General features: G+C 69.7%; 10 protein-coding genes and 2 pseudogenes. 7 read left to right on the top strand and 5 right to left on the bottom strand.

What is annotated here, in order from left to right:
• Positions 1 to 15 precede the first annotated feature (15 nt).
• Both ABZ565_RS04075 and ABZ565_RS04070 read left to right on the top strand, forming a co-directional pair.
• Positions 16 to 636, top strand: a complete 621-nt coding sequence (locus ABZ565_RS04075; RefSeq protein WP_361020203.1) for an SRPBCC family protein — start codon at positions 16 to 18, stop codon at positions 634 to 636.
• 62 nt (positions 637 to 698) lie between these two features.
• Positions 699 to 827, top strand: coding sequence for a hypothetical protein (locus ABZ565_RS04070; RefSeq protein WP_361020201.1), 129 nt, complete (start codon positions 699 to 701; stop codon positions 825 to 827).
• A 117-nt stretch (positions 828 to 944) separates the two neighbouring features.
• On the opposite strand, the gene ABZ565_RS04065 is transcribed toward ABZ565_RS04070, so the two are convergent.
• A complete protein-coding gene (locus ABZ565_RS04065; protein WP_361020199.1) occupies positions 945 to 1,367 on the bottom strand; it encodes a helix-turn-helix domain-containing protein in 423 nt (140 codons plus the stop codon).
• An 87-nt stretch (positions 1,368 to 1,454) separates the two neighbouring features.
• Here ABZ565_RS04065 and ABZ565_RS04060 point away from each other — a divergent pair, with 87 nt between their 5' ends.
• The gene (locus ABZ565_RS04060) at positions 1,455 to 2,270 is read left to right on the top strand and encodes an NAD(P)H-binding protein (RefSeq protein WP_361020197.1); all 816 of its coding nucleotides are present in this window, start codon (positions 1,455 to 1,457) and stop codon (positions 2,268 to 2,270) included.
• A gap of 289 nt (positions 2,271 to 2,559) precedes the next feature.
• Positions 2,560 to 3,199: pseudogene (locus ABZ565_RS04055) on the top strand (helix-turn-helix transcriptional regulator).
• 805 nt (positions 3,200 to 4,004) lie between these two features.
• Here the strand turns inward: ABZ565_RS04055 and ABZ565_RS04050 are convergent.
• Positions 4,005 to 5,369 carry an FG-GAP-like repeat-containing protein gene (locus ABZ565_RS04050; RefSeq protein ID WP_361020195.1) on the bottom strand — a complete coding sequence of 455 codons (1,365 nt, stop codon included), beginning with the start codon at positions 5,367 to 5,369 and terminating at the stop codon, positions 4,005 to 4,007.
• 572 nt (positions 5,370 to 5,941) lie between these two features.
• Here ABZ565_RS04050 and ABZ565_RS04045 point away from each other — a divergent pair.
• Together ABZ565_RS04045 and ABZ565_RS04040 are read left to right on the top strand one after the other, a co-directional pair.
• A complete protein-coding gene (locus tag ABZ565_RS04045; RefSeq protein WP_361020193.1) occupies positions 5,942 to 7,405 on the top strand; it encodes a hypothetical protein in 1,464 nt (487 codons plus the stop codon).
• Between the two features lie 459 nt (positions 7,406 to 7,864).
• A pseudogene (locus tag ABZ565_RS04040) lies at positions 7,865 to 8,026 on the top strand (IS5/IS1182 family transposase); the annotation flags it as partial.
• A 6-nt stretch (positions 8,027 to 8,032) separates the two neighbouring features.
• Here ABZ565_RS04040 and ABZ565_RS04035 read toward each other — a convergent pair.
• Complete coding sequence (locus ABZ565_RS04035) at positions 8,033 to 8,761, bottom strand: DUF2625 domain-containing protein (RefSeq protein WP_361020191.1); 729 nt, start codon at positions 8,759 to 8,761, stop codon at positions 8,033 to 8,035.
• A gap of 471 nt (positions 8,762 to 9,232) precedes the next feature.
• Here ABZ565_RS04035 and ABZ565_RS04030 point away from each other — a divergent pair, with 471 nt between their 5' ends.
• Complete coding sequence (locus ABZ565_RS04030; RefSeq protein ID WP_361020189.1) at positions 9,233 to 11,551, top strand: MMPL family transporter; 2,319 nt, start codon at positions 9,233 to 9,235, stop codon at positions 11,549 to 11,551.
• A 319-nt stretch (positions 11,552 to 11,870) separates the two neighbouring features.
• Here ABZ565_RS04030 and ABZ565_RS04025 read toward each other — a convergent pair whose 3' ends face one another.
• Together ABZ565_RS04025 and ABZ565_RS04020 are read right to left on the bottom strand one after the other, a co-directional pair.
• Positions 11,871 to 12,107, bottom strand: a complete 237-nt coding sequence (locus ABZ565_RS04025) for a hypothetical protein (RefSeq protein ID WP_361020187.1) — start codon at positions 12,105 to 12,107, stop codon at positions 11,871 to 11,873.
• A 438-nt stretch (positions 12,108 to 12,545) separates the two neighbouring features.
• Entirely contained in the window at positions 12,546 to 15,809 is a 3,264-nt protein-coding gene (locus tag ABZ565_RS04020; protein WP_361020185.1) for a S8 family serine peptidase, read from the bottom strand.
• Positions 15,810 to 16,383: the final 574 nt, after the last annotated feature.

Below are 16,383 nucleotides of genomic sequence, written 5' to 3'. Positions count from 1 at the left end.
CCAGGACGGCAACCCATGCAGCTCGACCACTCGTTCACCGTTGCGGCGGACCCCGACGACGCGTGGAAGCTCTTCCACGACCTCGGCCGGGTCGCGCCCTGTATGCCCGGCGCCGTACTGGACACGCTCGACGGTGACGCCTTCACCGGCCGGGTCAAGGTCAAGATCGGTGCGGTGCAGATGAGTTACCGCGGCGAGGGAACCATCACGCGTGACGAGGCCGCACGGTCGATGCACCTCGACCTCAGCGGCAGCGAGACCCGGGGCGCGGGCACCGCGTCCGCGAGGGTCACCGCGACGCTGACTGCGGGTGCGGACGGCACCCGCGTCCACGTGCGCACGGATCTCGACATCACCGGCCGTCCCGCGCAGTTCGGCAGGGGCATCATGACCGAGGTCGGGGACCGGCTGGTCCAGCAGTTCGCCGACCGCCTTGAGGATCTGCTGAGGGAAGCGGGCCCCGGGCTCGACAGCACCGCAGGCCAGGCACCCGCGGCGTTTCCGGCCGAGCCGGAGGCGGTGGACCTCGGCGCGGTCGCGCTGCCGGTCCTGCTGAGGAAGGCGGCCGTGCCCGCTGCCGCGGTGCTGGCCGTCGTGGTGCTGATCAGGGTGCTGAGGGGGAGCTCTCGCGACTGACCCCCCGTATCGCCGGCGACGGCGGTCCGGAATCCGGCGTCTACGCGGTACCGGCGAACCTGATGCACGGGCAAGCCGAGGCCTTCGTCGCCTACGTCCGTGACACCGGCCTGCAGGTGCGCCGGGCGTCGATCGACGAGAAGACGGTGCCGACCGCGATCGAACCGCTCCGCCGGGCCACCTCCACGTGACGCCGAGCTGTCCCGTCCGTGTGCACGCGAGACCGAGCCCGCACCTGACCCGAACGTCGCCGGGCACATCGCGGCTACCTTGCCCTGCTCGACGTGAACGACGTTGAGTCTCGCTGATCAGCGGATTTCATTCTCGGGGTGCTCGCTGTCGTAGGTCTCACGGGCGCGGGCGATGTGGCCCCGGTGTTCGAGTGACCAATCGGCAAGTGCCTTGACGAGGTGCGTCAGGCTCGCGCCCGTCTCGGTGAGCCGGTAGTCGACCTGGGCGGGCACGGTCGGATACACGGTCCGAAGGGCCAGGCCGTCTCTCTCCAGTCGCCGCACGGTAAGGGTCAGCATGCGCTGGGAGATCCCATCGATGGCGCGCTGAAGTTGCTTGAAACGTCGCGGCCCGTTGGCGAGCTCGACGATGACCAGGACCGACCACTTGTCACCGACCCGATCGAGGACGTCGCGGATCCCGCAGTCGGGGTGGTCCTGCTGTCCGCAGGGTTCGAGTTCAGCGGCTTTGGCGGTTACCTCGGTGTGCGTCACTGACACGAAACTGCCTCCTTGTGGAGCGACCTGGGCCGGTTGAAGATCTCACCGTAGTTACTGAAGAGAACCACGGCAGGAGACAGAACCACAATGATCATGGTGACCGGTGCGAACGGACGTCTCGCCTCTCTCGCGCTCCAGGAGTTGGCTGAGCGCGACGTGTCCGCCCTGGGCGGCACTCGATCGCCCGCACAAGGGCAGCGGCGACTCGATTTCGACGACCCCGCGAGCCTCGACCTCACCGGCGTTTCCACGCTGGTCCTCGTCTCGGCGGGGTACGCCGAGGACGACCAGGTCATCACCCGGCACCAGGCAGTTGTGGACGCCGCGGTGCGCCATGGCGTGAGCCACGTGGTGTACACCAGCCTGGCCGGCGACGGTGACCACCTTGGCTTCGCCCTCGCCCATCGGGCCACCGAACAGCTGATCAAGACCAGCGGACTTGGGTGGACCGTCCTGCGCAACGGGCTCTACGCCGAACTCTTCGGGGCGCTCCTGACCTGGACCGCTGACGGTGTGGAATCGGCGTTCGGCGACGGAGCGCTCGCCGCTGTGGCGCGAGCGGACCTGGCCGCTGCCGCAGCCGTCGTGGCCGCCGATCCGGCCGCCCATGCCGGTAAGACCTATGACCTGGTCGGCGAACCGATCACCGCCGTCGGCATCGCCGCATCCCTCGGAGTCGCGCACCGGACCATCGGGCTCGGGGAGTACCGGGCCCGACTCCTTGCTGACGAGACGCTTCTGCCGTTCCAGCCGTCGATGCTCGCCTCGATCGCTACCAGCGTCCGCCACGGGTTCCTCAGCAGCACCCGCCCCGACCTCGCCCAGCTACTCGGCCGACCGCTCACCGACCCGCTCACCGTCGCCACGGACACCGCAGCCGCGATGCGCCCCGGCGCCCGCTGACACGGATAGTTCACCGCAGTGCGCCACGGTCCATCGAAGGCCGCCGTCGACGGCGAGCAGGTAGGTTCAGGCGGTCCGATGTAGTGGTCACCCCTGCAGCATGGCGTGCCGCGAGTCCTGGTGCTGTCGTTCTCGTGAACCAGCCCCGGCCGGTCGCAGCTACGGGCCCTCGCCACTCCCAGCGGCGGGGCAGAGGGTGCTACAGGTTCTTCGAGGTCGCGGGGACAGGCGCCGTTGGGGCCCCTGCGACAGAGCGGGCACAGACCCCGGAGATCATAGGGTTGCGGCCCTGCGTCCGCACGAGATCGGCCTGGCGGCGGCGGGCACCGACCGCCGCACACCGGGTCTGCGCCGCGAAGAGGTGGCGGAGCTCGCCCGCATGTCGGTCGACTACTACACGCGGCTGGAGCAGGTCCGGGGGCCGGGGCCATCGGCCCGGATCCTGGACGCGCCGGCCCGCGCGCAGCCATCTGTTCCGCCTGGCGGGTTCGAGCGCGCCGCCTGGCATCAGCGCCGTGCGGCGGGTGCGCCCGCACGTGGCCCGGATGCTGGAGCGGCTGCCGGAGACCGGCGCCATCGTCACTGACGCGGCGTACGACGTTATCGCCTGGAACCCCTTGGCCCGGGCACTGCTCGGCGCCGACCTCGGAGGCGGGACGACGAACCTGGCCCGACGCCGCTTCCTGGGCCAGGGGCAGATGTACGGGAGCTCCAGCGCCGAGGAGTTCCGCCAGATCTGGGAGGCGCGTCCGGTCCACGCTCCCGGGCATCGCACCAAGCCCCTGGACCATCCGGAAGCCGGAGCGCTGCGGTTGAACTGCGACGTCCTGCTCGCACCCGAGGATGACCAGGAGGTTGGCCCGATCACGGCCGACCCCGGGTCACCTGCCGTGCGGGCTCTGCGCAGGCTGGCCACGCAGGCGACTTGAAACGAAGGATGCGCACAGGTCTCGCCACCGCTCACAGAACGTCGCAACTCAATACCCACTCGGGCCTGTGCCCACTTGATGCCGAGGCTTTCCACGCCGCCAAGCGCGGCCTCTTGTGAGCCTGCCCAAACCTTGCGGTTTGGCTTCGTCCCCCGATGGGGGAGTGGAGCGTCTGTGGACTGCACCAGCCACAAGTGGCGAGGGCAGGGAACCTCCGAGTTCGAGTCCGGAAGCAGGCAGACCTCGCCCACACGGGCAGGCCAACGGGGCCGGAAAACCGAGCCGAGCCACCCGTCCCAACGTCGGGCGCCACACCTGGATACGGGGCTTATGTGTCGCGATTGGTGAAGGTGGGCACGCCGACCATGTTCTGAGTGCTGCAATGGAGGTCAGCGAGTACGGTCGGCGCGCAGCGACGGTCCCTGCACCCCGCACACGGACCGTCAGGCCGCCGAACCGGACCGTGCAGCCCCCGCGCGTGCAGGGGCGGCCCCTCGGAGCGCGCGACGACCGCTTGGACCGATCCGTTCGGCTCGCGCGTGCAGGGACGGTCCCATGAGCCCCGACGTCGCCCCGTGCAGGCACACCGCGCCTTGGTTTGAGAGATCTCGTCCGCGCAGCGCACGCAACTGATGGGGGGCACTCATTGTCGTTCTCGTGGTTCCCGAGGACCGGGATGCGAGAGCGCGACGCCGAGTGTGCCGTCGGATCGCAGGAGTCCTGTTCCTGACGCGGCAGTACGCGACGCTGGGCGGTGCCGTTCCGTGATCATGCAACGGCACCACCCCCGCTTTCGCCGGAAGCGTCAGCCGATGTTCGGGCCGTTGTCGTTGGACAGGTTCAGGCCGAAGCGGCCGTTGAGTACCGGGGCGCCCAGGTCGACCGGATTGAAGGCGAAGGAGCCGGTGGCGGTCAGGCCCGAGGAAGCACCCCGCAGCGACCACACGGCACCACCGTCCGCGACCGTGTCGAGGTCCTCGTCGGGGGCGCCGGCTGTCAGGTCTGCCTTGCCGTCCTTGTTGATGTCGAGCAGCCGGACCGATCCGCCGAAGTGGTCACCGGCCTCCGCCCCGCCCGGAACGCCGGCCGAGTCCTGGTGGAAGGAGTGCGAACCGGTACCGCTCAGTCCGCCGGAGCCGCCCTTCAGCAGCACCACGGCGCCCGCCCCGTTGGCCGTCTCGATGGCCTCGAAAGGCACACCCGCGGCCAGGTCGGCGTAGCCGTCGCCATTGACGTCACCCGCGCTGAGCCGGGCGCCGAACTGGTCGCCCTTCTCGCTCACCCCGGGAACGCCCGCGGTGTCCTGGGTGATCGTCTTCGTCCGGGTGGTGCTCGGGCCGGACGCGGAACCGTAGTAGATCTTGATGGTTCCGGGGTCGGTGGTCAGGTCCTCCGTGATGCCGTTCGGGATCACCCGGGTGGCGAGGTCGTCCTTGCCGTCCTTGTCGAAGTCACCGACCGCGGTGGCCCCGGCGCTGGGGAGCGCGCGCGAGGTCGTGGACAGGCCGTTCGGGGTGCCCAGCCACAGCTTGCCGCCCTCGGCATGGTTCTCGTACACGAAGAACGTGCACAGGTCGTCGATGCCGTCGCCGTTGAAGTCGCCGGCTGCGGTGTCCGACATCTTGTTGTCCGTGTTGGATGTGACGATGCTCTGCTCGCGGGCGGGCTTCCCGGCCCGGGTGAAAGGCCCGTAGAGCACGGCGCGCACCCACCCGTCGTCGCCGTTCAGCATCATCAGGTCCGTCGTCCCGTCGCCGTTGAAGTCACCGGCGGTCAGGTTGTCTCCGATTTGATAGTCGGACGAAGTCGGTACACGGACTGCGCCCTGCCCGGTGATGCCGCCGACGCTGCCCCACAGCAGGATGACGGAGCCGTTGATGGCGTCACCCTCACCGAGGAACCGTTCGTGAGTGACCAGTGCGAGGTCGGTCAGCCCGTCGTGGTCGAGGTCCTTGGCGACCATCCGGTAGCCGAAGCCGTGACCGTCCCCGGGTGTCCCCGGCACGCCCGGTGTGTTCTGGTCGATGACCGTGGTGTTCGCCGTCGTCAGGCCGTTGGACGAGCCGTAGCTGACGGTGATGTAACCGGCCCGGGAGTGGCCGGCGACCGTGGCGGCGGGGGCGGCGACGGCGAGGTCCTGATAGCCGTCCCCGTTGAAGTCCTCGCGCACGGTGGTAGCTGCTGTGCCCGCTGATGTGCCGCTGGGTGCTGCGACGGCCGTGCCTCCCGACCATGCCGTTGCGGCACAGACGGCTATGGCCAATGTGGTGCGCATGCCCACAAATTTCTCCTTGGTCGCGTACGCGGAGCCACTGGCGTACGAGGTGTGAGGGCTCGCACAGGAGGACATGCGAGACGCGGAGAAGGTTGCACGGCGATTTAACAGCGAACTCGCCTGTTCAGTATGGAAATGGGTGCAGTCAGGCGCGGTGCGTAGGAGGCCACTTCTCGCCTTGGCGGTTGCGGCGGATCAGCGGCCGTCACGTAAGGGCCGTAACAGGACTGCTCGCCCCGACGACATCATGCCTGCAACCCCGTCGCACCTGACTCTGCGCCGCCAACTACCAATCACGAGCGGCTACTTGATTCTCTGGTGCCGCTGAAATGGATGTCATGAACGGAGTAGGCGGGGGTAGGAGCACGGCGCGTCACCACCGCGGGCCAAGGTGCCGCGGGACGGCGGTCCCCTCCCGGCTCCGTACGCGACGGGCCGGACACCGTGCACTCTTCGGAGGAGAACCAGTGCTCTCACGTCGGCACAGACTCGGCACCAGCATCGACACCAAAGCCGAGACCCGTACGGTCACCCGGGCGCGCGCCTGCGCCGCCGCGCGTCTCTGGGGCACTGCCGGCCTCACCCTTGCGTTGCTGACGCCGGTGGCTGCCGCCACTGCCGCCCCATCCGGTGCTGACGCCGCCACCGCCCGATGGGCCGCTGCCGCTCAGCCCCGCGCCGCCTCCCGCGTCCTGCCGCTCGACGACTACTCGGACATGGTCGTCGACGGTGTCCACAGCCGCCTCTTCTTCAGCGACCCTGCCCGAGGCGCGGTCGTCGTCACCGATTTCGAGGGCGCGGTACTGAAGCAGGTGACCGGCCTGTCCGGGGCGGCGCAGCTGGCCCTGTCGGAGGACGCCGCCACTTTGTACGCGGCCCTGCCCGGTGCGGACGCCGTCGCGGCCATCAGCACCACCACCCACGACGTCGTCGCGAGGTATGCCACTGGCGTCGGCACCGCCCCGCGCACCCTCGCGGTCAGCGGTGAGCGCCTGTGGTTCGGCTACGGTGCCGAGGGCGCCGGCGACATCGGGTCGGTCGACCTCACAAGCGCGCGCCCCGTCGTCACCCTGGGGCAGGCCACCGCCGATGGCTGGTACTCCGCACCGGCACTGGCCACCTCCGCGGCCGCCCCCGGCGTCCTGGTCGCCGGTGAGCGGGATGTCAGCCCAGCCACCTTCGCCGTGTACGACGTACACACAGCCACTGCCCGCCGCACGGCCGAGCGACGGCTGCCCGACGCCGGTGACACTCAGGACCTGGCCTTCACCGCCGATGGCAAGAACGTCATCCTGGCCGGCGGCAGCCCCTACTACCACCAGGTGCTGCGCACCTCCGACCTCGCCGACGCGGGCCGCTACCCGGCAGCCGCCTACCCCAACGCGGTGGCAGTAGCCGCCGACGGAGCCGTCGCGGCCGGGGTGGACAGCGAATACGGCTCGGATGTCTTCATGTTCAAGCCGGGCGCCAGCGCCTCGCACGGCGTCTTCGAGTTCGCCGCCGATGACGCCTCTCCGCTGCTGCTGCCCGCCGGTCTCGGCTGGGCGCCGGACAACCGCCGCCTGTTCGCCGCTACCCGGGAGACACGCCAGGGCGCACCGGTCGTCCTGCGGGTGCTGACCACTCCCGGCAAGGCCGCCACCGAGACCGTGCTGCACATACCCTCCACGACCCCCTCCGGTACTCGCTCCCTGACCGGCCGCCTCGCCTCCGACCTGCCCTTTCCAGCCGGCACCACCGTCACCCTCACCCGCCTGGACCCCGGCGCCACCAGGCCGGTGAAGCTCCCGCCCACCGCTCTTGCCACGGATGAGACCTTCGCCCTCACCGACCGCGCCACCGCCCGCGGCTACATCACCTACACCGCGTCGTTCGCCGGCGACGCCCTCCACCTGCCGTCCAGCACCAGCATCGAGGTCTACATCCGCTGACCATCCCTACCCGGCTACCCGGGTACCCGGGTAGCCGGGTACCCGGGATGGGCCGCCGAGCGGCCTCCGGCGGACAGGTCGTCTTCCGTATCCACGCCTTCCGCACGCCGGGTGACGCCGAGGCGGCGATGAAGGGACTGGCAGCCGCCCAGCCCAGCAAGGCCGGCAGCAGAGCCCGGCCGTTGCATGTGCCTCTGGACACGGACGAGACCGATGCGTTCACCGGTCCGTGCGTCCTCCGGACGAAGACGAGCGCGCCCGAGAATGAATCACAGGGTGCCGGAGCGGCGTCGCGGAGACAACGGGGCCGGAAGGCGTCGGTGCACGAAGCCCTCGCACTGGGTGCCCGTGTCCTTCCGGCACGTCCCCAGGGACTCCTGCGGTAGATCGATTTCGGTGCCGAATCCTGCCCACCGGTCCGGGGCGCTCTCCGTGTCGACCAGCGCTCGGCGGACCTGGTCCCAGCGACTGGGCCGTCTCCGTGGGACCGTCGCGCGGACAGTGGCCTGGCTTGCAGGGCGCGGCCGTCTGCACCGCCGCTACGAGCGCAAGGCCGAACACTTCCTGGCCTTCGCCGACATCGCCGCCGCGCTCATCTGCTACCGGCGTCTGGGCGCGTGAGCCGGTTCATGCCGCTCCGAGGAAACCCGGGTCGGTGCCGTCGAACTGGACGCACGAGTCGCGGCTCAGCCCCAGGAGTTCCGCCATGGGGACGGCACGACGACTGGTCGCCTGCAGGTCCTGGCGGGCTTCGGCCGACCACAACGGCGGGAAGAACGACAATCCCTGCCGGCCGTTCAGCACGGAGACCTCAGTGCGCCAGCCGTCCCACCGCAGACCTCCATAGAACTCCTGGAGTCCTCCAGAGAGAATCCAGGACAGCCAGGCCGAGTGCCCGGCACCCAGCGCCTCCCAGCCAAGGGAGTCGGGGGCGAAGTAGACGATCTCGCCAGGCTCTCCGGGCCGACCGGCCGCACGCGGGTCGCCCCCGTTGAGCGCAAACACCCCGCCCAGCACATCGTGCGCAACCACGAGCCCCGCCCCCGGCCGCCAGACTGGATCGAACGACGGGGGCATCGCGTTGATCTCCGCCAGGCCCGGCAGCCTCTCGGCGTCGGCGCCAACCGGGCTTCCGAAGATCCGCAACCAGCCTCTGTCCACGAGCAGACCGCCGCAACTCAGCATGATGCCGCCCAAATTTGACCGGGCCGAGACCTGGAGCTGCAACAGGGACGCACGGCCTGTCTCGGCATCGCCGGGCAGCACCTCAACTGGTACGTCAGTGCCGGACAGCTCCTGGAGGAGGAGCGGCCAGGCTGGATCATCGACGTTGAGCAGCTCATTGACCTCGCGCATCCCCGCATCGTCGCACCAGCACCGACGGCGCAGTCGGCCAGGGCGCCCTCACTCCGATCCGCCGAACGAGACGATCTCTTCGACATGCTCGGACTCGTCCCCGCCACCGGCTACAACCGCCGGATCCTGGTCATACTGCGGTACTTGGGGTCCTGGCGCGCAACGAGCCGGGCCTCGGGTCGCCCCGTCGCCCGGCACGTCGTCACTAGCCCGACGGTTCACCGGTCACTTGGAACCCCGTCACTGGAATGGTCGAGGATTCCAAGGGGCGTTACGGCTTTCCGCAGGTTTCTGCCTTCGGTTTCCCGCAGGGCGGCACCTGCGGTTTTCCGTCCGGTGAACCTGCGGAAAGCAACGGTCAGCACGACGGTTTACCTCGTATCCCCCCGACTGTCGGTGGATCTAGCGTTCTGCTCGTCGGGATCCGACCGGCTTCCACGGCCGGACCTGCAGCAACGGAAGGACGCAAGGGTGCGAAAGAAGCCGGCAACAGTACGGATCGCGCGATGGAGTGCCACGCATCCGTGGTCCGCCATCGGCCTGTGGGTCGTCTTCGTCGCCGCGTGCCTCGTTCTGGGCGGAGCGGCAGGTACGGACTCGATCAGCGACGAGGAGTCGGGGGTCCGAGAGTCGGGCCGGGCCGGCAAGATCGTTCACTCCGGTGACTTCCCCGAGAAGGCCGAGGAGAACGTGCTGATCACCGCCGAGGACGGAGGGAAGCTCGACCCGGCGGCCGGCCGCGAGGCCGCCGCGGACGTCGTCGAGCGGATGAAGGCCCTCGACGAGGTGGAAAGCGTCGGCGACCCGGCCCCCGCACCCGACGGCAAGGCCCTGCTGGTCCCCGTGACGATGAAGGGCGACACCGAGAACGCCGACCAGCGTGTGCAACCGCTGCTCGATGCCGGCGCGTCGGTCCAGGACGCCCACGAGGGCCTCCGGGTCGACGAGGTGGGCACCGGTTCGACCGCCAAGGGTCTGTCGGAGACGCTCGGCGAGGACTTCAAGAAGGCCGAGCTGATCAGCCTGCCGCTGACCCTGCTGATCCTGCTCGTGGTCTTCGGAGCGATCATCGCGGCGGGCGTGCCGGTGGTCCTGGCCCTCTCGTGCGTGGGCGCCGCCATCGGACTGTCCACGCTCGCCTCCCACGTACTGCCCGAGACCAGCGCGGTCAGCAACGTCATCCTGCTCATGGGCATGGCCGTGGGCGTGGACTACTCGCTCTTCTACCTGAAGCGGGAGCGCGAGGAACGCCGCGCGGGAAAGTCCCACGTCGACGCCATCGAGGTCGCGGCGGAGACCTCCGGGCACACCGTAGTGGTGTCCGGAACTACCGTCATCGTGGCCATGGCCGGCCTCTACCTGGCGAACGAGGCGACCTTCGCCTCCCTGGCCACCGGCTCGATCATCGTGGTCGCGGTGGCCGTACTGGCCTCGCTGACCGTGCTGCCCGCCCTCCTCGCCAAGCTGGGACGCTGGGTCGACAAGCCCAAGGTGCCCTTTCTGTGGCGGCTCACCATGCGCTCGGGCGAGTCGCGGGTGTGGCCCGCGTTGCTGCGTCCGGCGCTGTCCAAGCCGTTCATCACGCTGGCGGTGTCCGTGGGCGCACTGCTGCTGCTGGCGGTGCCGGCCCTCGACATGAAGCTCAAGCAGCCGGGCTCCGACGACCTGTCCCGGGACATCGCCGTGGTGCAGGCGATGGACCGGCTCACCGAACACTTCCCCAGCAAGGGCACCGTGCACCAGGTCGCCGTCCGGGCGCCCGCCGACCGGGCCGACGACGTGAAGACCGCGCTGAACGACCTGCTGGAGCGCACCGCGAAGGACGAACTCTTCGCCCACGACGCCACCCCCACCATCAAGGTGTCCGAGGACCGCAGAGTCCACACCGTCGACGTCGGCACCCCCTACCAGCCGAAGAGCGACGGGGCCCGCGAGTCCCTGGACCTCCTGCGCGAGTGGGTGCCGCAGACGATGGCGGATGTGCCCGGCGCCGAGAGCGCGGTCGGCGGCAAGGTGGCGCAGGGCGTCGACTTCACGGGGCACCTCGAGGAGCGCATGCCCTGGGTGGTGGGCTTCGTCCTGCTGCTGACCTTCATCACCATGGTGATGATCTTCCGGTCGATCGCCGTGGCGCTCTCCGCGATCCTGCTCAACCTGCTCTCCGCCGCGGCTGCCTTCGGGCTGCTCGTCGCCGTCTTCCAGAACAGCTGGGCAGAGGGATTTCTCGACTTCCACAGCTCGGGCGCGGTCGTCTCCTGGCTGCCTCTGTTCCTCTTCGTGGTCCTTTTCGGGCTGTCGATGGACTATCACGTCTTCGTGGTCAGCCGGATCCGCGAGGCAGCCCTCGCGGGCGCCCCGACCAGGACCGCCGTCCGTGAGGGCATCACCCGCTCCGCGGGCGTGGTCACCAGCGCCGCGATCGTCATGGTCGGAGTCTTCGCGATCTTCGGCACCCTGAGCATGGTCGAGTTCAAACAGTTGGGCGTCGGCCTCGCGGCCGCCATCCTGCTGGACGCCGTGATCATCCGGATCTACGTGCTACCGGCCCTGATGACGGCGCTGGGCAAGTGGAACTGGTGGCCCGGCAAGGTCTCCGGCGGGCCGGTCCCCCTCCCGGACCAGGCCGAGCCCGGCAGCCGCCACACCGAGGAGCAGCCCCAGTACGCGCGGTTCGCCGCCGAGCAGCAGTACGGGCAGCCGTCCACGCAGCAGCCGTACCAGCTGGGCGGACACCAGCAGCCCCGCCCGGGCCGCGACGACGCCTCGCGGCCCGGCTACTACCAGCAGTAGAGCCAGGCTTTCCGGCGAGGAAGGAGTGTCTCCCGTCACCCCCGGACGGAGACGGCCCTCCTTCCTCGTTCTCGCGTGCCCGGCCGCCGTGCCCGGCAACTGGGGGTGCTGGAGGTGCCGCAGTCGGCCACCGCATGACGGCTGGGCCCCTGTGCGTGTCCGGCGCCCGGTCAGTTCTGCGCGCAGTCCGGGCCGGTGAGCAAGGTGCCGACGACGTCAGGGTTGGTCATCCAGCCCGCCTGCGTCCCGTGCATCTCGCCGTCAGGGCGCGGCGGGCTCAGGGCAAGCATGGAGACGCCGCCACGCCGGAGGAAACAGCTCAGTACAGCACCCAGAGGGAGATACGCCCATTGTTGTCGACACAAGTGGCGTCCAGGTAGTGCTGCTTCGCCATGGGAATGTCCGCCTGGCACGCGGCCATGTTGGGATACATCTCCGGGCCTCCGGCGATGTCGTACCAGCTGGCGGCGGAAGCAGAGCCGGCCGTCAACGGAATCGCGACCGCAGCGGCGGCGACGGCGAGACCGTAGGTCATTCGCTTGCGCCACGCCTTCATACAACGCTCCTCACGTCAAGGGACGGCCTTGGAACGGCCGACCGCGTCAGATCAACTTCTGCCCGGGCAGGTCCCGGGCACTCCGCACCCCAACATGCGGAACACATTCCAAAGCCACCGGAGCCACTGTTACAAGGCCCCTGCAAAGCCGGACGTACATGGACTGAGAAGTCCGACTTCACGGCCGCGGCTGCTGCTCCTGCCGGGTAGCAGCCCTGGGAGTGGCCAACTTCCGGCGCGGCTCCGGTTCCTTTCGAGCACGTGTTCAAGGCCCTGCCCGGCGCGTACGACATCGCCCGTCGGACCCTCCGATCGCCGCCATTCCCGTGGTGCGTGGAACGCGGCGAACGGCCCGCCGGGGCGGTGGGAGAACCGTCCCGGCGGGCCGCCGTCATGCGGGCCCGCGCGGCCATGGAGCCGGCTGCGCGGGCTGCTCGGCTACTTGCCGAAGTAGGCGTTGTAGATCGCCACCGAGGATGTGTTGCCCTTCTTGTCCGTGACCTTGGCCTTGAACGAGAGCGACTTCTTCTTCGCCGGGTTCTTGACCGAGATCTTGCCCTTCGCGACCGCGGTCTTCTTCCAGGTCTTCCCCGCGTCGTAACTGACGTACACCGTGAGCGACTTGAGGTTCTTCCCGGCGGCCGCTCCCTGCACCGTCACCGGCACGGACACGGACTTGCCGGCCTTGGCCGTACTGTCCAGTGCCACGGCAGGAGTGAAGCGGACCATGGAGACCGGCAGGGCGGTGAGCTCCTTGGTGCGGCCGGAGCGGAAGGTCCAGCTCGCGTCGATCCGGGTGGAGACCGAGGCGACATCCGTGGCGCGCCGTACCGACGTGGTCAGCCGGTAGTCGGCCGCTGCGGCCGGCACGGGGACAGCGGTTTCGCCCGACAGCGGGTCGTCGTTCCTGGCGAACGCTTTGCCGTTGCGGTAGAGCACCGTCTTCGCCGAGCTGTACAGGGAGCCCCCGGCGTTCCGGTTGCCGTCGGCGGCCAGCGGCATGGACCCGATAATCCCGTCGCCTTCACGGAACACCCCGAAGTCGGCGTTGACATAGGGCCCGAACACGGCGGTGTTCACGGTCTTGGTGTACGTCTTGCCGGCTTTGAGCGTCCGCGGGGCGCCGAGGGAGTACGAGGCGTCAACCTGCGGGTAGCCGTCCGCGTCGAGCGCCCCGTTCTGGGAGAAGTCGAATCCCCACTGCACTTTGTCGACGGTGGAGACGTACGAGGTGGTGGTCGCCGGAAGATTCTGGGTCGTTGCGGCCGACCAGCCTCCGAACGAGTCGGGCAGTTGGCCCCAGGCGTAGACGTCGCCGGTCTTGCCCTTGACGGACGAACCGGAGCGGATGGCGACCTTGGCCAGCTGTCCGCTTCCGAACGCCCGGTGGTAGCCGGTCGCCACCCGGGTCACGGGGCCGCCGAGCGCGATGTCGTAACGGGTCGCCGTACCCTTGGTCCACGTGCCGTACCAGTGCTGGGCAAGCTGGACGCCGGTCACCTTCGGACCGATGTGCGCGGTGCGCAGCTGCTTGTACGAGTCGAGCACCCAGCCGTACCCGTAGCCGTTGTCCTCGGAGTCGACCTGAAGGTCGGGCGAGGCCATCACGGGCTTCGTGCCGGTGGCGGGAAGGGTGAAGTCCACCGGCTTGGCCAGACGCGCGTCGAACGTCACCGTGGTGTTCCCGGTGAGGTTCAGATAGGGCTGAGCGAGCCAGTCGACGCCCTTGCTCAGGTCGTCCGGGTTGATGTACACGGCCGAGTTCAGCACGTACCCGCCCTTGGGGACGCGGAGCTTCGCTGTTCCGCCGACGGCTTCGGCGGATTCCCACACGCCGTTCGCGGCGCCGCTCATACCGTAGACGTCGCTCGTGGTGTAGGGGGCCGGCTTGCCGTCGCGCCCGATGGTCTTGAGCGTGAGGTCGTACGATTCGCGCTCGCGGTCGACAGCGGCCGCGGTGCGGACGGTCTGCCCGCCGCCGGTCGCGACGACGTAGGCGGAGTAGCCGCCGTCGGCCGTGCCGCCGAGCTTCGTGTTCACGGTCAGCGGCACCTGGGCGGTGCCGCCCGCCGGAACGGTCACGCTGGTGGCGCCGAGGGAGAAGAAGCCGGCCGGGGCGGGCTTGCCCGTCGGGCCGGACCCCTGGACGGTGAGCCCCAAGGTGACGTCGCTCGTGCCGAGGTTGCGGTACGACACCTTCTTGGTGACCGGCACGTCATCGGTGTGCGGCCACTGCTGGACGCCGAAGCTCACCGAAACCGGGTCGGCGACCACGGACTGGGTGATCGCCCGGTCGACGGCGATCCGGCCCGAACCCTGCTCGAAGGGGGTGTACTTCCCCGGCTTCGTTGAGGCCGCGAGGGCCCCCTTGAGCTCGGTGTACCTCCAAGTGGGGTGCTGCTGCTTGAGGAGCGCCGCGGCGCCCGCGACGTGCGGGGTCGCCATCGATGTACCAGAGATCGTCAGATAACCCGCCGGGTTCTGACCGACCTCCTGGTCGATGACGGAGCCGGGTGAGGCGGCCGCCGTGATGTCCACGCCCGGGGCGGTGACGTCAGGCTTGATCGCGCCGTCGCCCACCCGGGGGCCCCTGCTGGAGAAGTCCGCCAGCAGGTCCTTGTCGTCGACCGCACCGACGGTCAGCGCGGCGTCCGCGCTGCCCGGGGAGCCGACCGTGCCCGCCGCGTCGCCCTCGTTGCCCGCTGCGATGGCGAAGAGCACGCCGCTGTCGGCCGAGAGTTTGTCGACCGCCGCCTCCAGCGGATCGATCCCCGGAGTGTCGGTCCCTCCGAGGCTCAGGTTGATGACATCGGCGCCCTGCGCGACCGCCCACTCCATGCCGGCCAGGATGCCGGAGTCGTCACCGAAGCCGTCATCGTCGAGCACCTTGCCCTCAAGGAGCCTGGCGTCCGGCGCCACGCCCTTGAACTTCCCGCCCGACTTCGCGCCCGTGCCCGCCGCGATGGAGGAGACATGGGTGCCGTGGCCGAAACGGTCCTTCGTGTCGGGCGAGGCGGAGAAGTTCTTCGCCGCGAGGATCTGGCCCTTGAGGTCCGGATGAGTGGCGTCCGCGCCGGTGTCCAGGACGGCGATCTTGACGCCCTTGCCGGTGTAGCCCGCTTTCCAGGCCGTCGGGGCGCCGATCTGCGGGACGCTCTTGTCGAGGCTCGCCCGGCGTACTCCGTCCAGCCACACCCGGTCGATCCCGGCTGCCGTGGTCCGCTGGGCGCCACCGGACGGCTTGCTGGTGAGCGCCCGCCAGACGGAGCGGGCGTCCTCCTGCGGAGTGGTCACCGCCTGGGCGTTCAGCGACTTCAGCACGGGTCCGACGCGGGTGGCGCCCGCGTCGCGCAGCTGGGCCTGCGCGGTCGTGGCCGCGGTGCCCCGGTAGGAGACGATCAGCTTCAGGCCCGGCTTCTGGGCCCGGTGGTTCTCCGCCCGGCTCAGCTCCGTGACATCGAACAGTCGGCGGTCCAGCTTTCCGGAGCTGATCAGCCGGTGTGCGTCGGCCGGGACAAGCAGGGTGTGCCCGTCCAGCGTCTGCCGCTGCACCGGTATATGCTCGCGCCCCGCCGCGGGACGAAAGCCGGTGACCCGGCCCTTGGCGTCCACCGTGACGCGGTCGCCGGTGATGAGCGTCAGCTGATTGCTTGCGCCGGACGAACCGCCGGCGGGCTGCGACGGGCGGGTGTCGTGCGCCATGGCCGGGGTGGTCAACCCGGCCGCGAGCGCCACGGCCGCTGCTGTGGCGACCGTGGAAACACACGCTCTTCTCACGTGTTTGCGCAACTCTCCCCCTGGAGAATCAGGCGGCCCCCGCAAGGGCCGGTGGGCAGTTGCCTCCGATGCGTGCATCGCAGGCAACTGTTTCCCCCATAGAGGGAGAAGCGCTCGAATGGGTTCACAGCACGCGTACAGATGGCCGGAGTTGGCCGGATTCACGCCCAATTCCTGCTCGCCCTCGGCTGCCTGCCGGTCGGACCCGCAGGGCGCCCGCTCGCGCGCGGTGGCGCCCCTCTCGGACATGGGGCGGTGGCGGCGCCCTTCAGGCCCTCGATGAGTGGGATGGCGCAGGGCCTCGCCCGTGTTCGTGGAGCCACCGGTGGCCGCGAGGCGATGGGTGGCACATGCCGGCCAGGGCGGCGGTTCGGGCCGTCTTCCGCTCCTCCGGTGTCGGCTGCTCGGTGTGGCAGTGGTTCGGGTGGACCGGGCGGGGGAGGCGCAGGCAGGGGTCCGGGCTTATCGCTGCCATTACGGCAGGCCGAATCCACCAGCC

The sequence above is a fragment of the Streptomyces sp. NPDC016469 genome (assembly GCF_040632905.1).
In the GTDB taxonomy this organism is placed as follows: Bacteria; Actinomycetota; Actinomycetes; order Streptomycetales; family Streptomycetaceae; genus Streptomyces.
This window is presented reverse-complemented; position numbering and strand designations above follow the sequence as displayed.

Excerpts from the sequence above, each read along its gene's own strand:
- ABZ565_RS04075 (WP_361020203.1), top strand. The coding sequence starts at position 16 with ATGCAGCTCGACCACTCGTTCACCGTTGCGGCGGACCCCGACGACGCG.
- ABZ565_RS04070 (WP_361020201.1), top strand. The coding sequence starts at position 699 with ATGCACGGGCAAGCCGAGGCCTTCGTCGCCTACGTCCGTGACACCGGC.
- ABZ565_RS04060 (WP_361020197.1), top strand. The coding sequence starts at position 1,455 with ATGATCATGGTGACCGGTGCGAACGGACGTCTCGCCTCTCTCGCGCTC.
- ABZ565_RS04035 (WP_361020191.1), bottom strand. The coding sequence starts at position 8,761 with ATGCGCGAGGTCAATGAGCTGCTCAACGTCGATGATCCAGCCTGGCCG.
- ABZ565_RS04025 (WP_361020187.1), bottom strand. The coding sequence starts at position 12,107 with ATGAAGGCGTGGCGCAAGCGAATGACCTACGGTCTCGCCGTCGCCGCC.
- ABZ565_RS04020 (WP_361020185.1), bottom strand. The coding sequence starts at position 15,809 with ATGGCGCACGACACCCGCCCGTCGCAGCCCGCCGGCGGTTCGTCCGGC.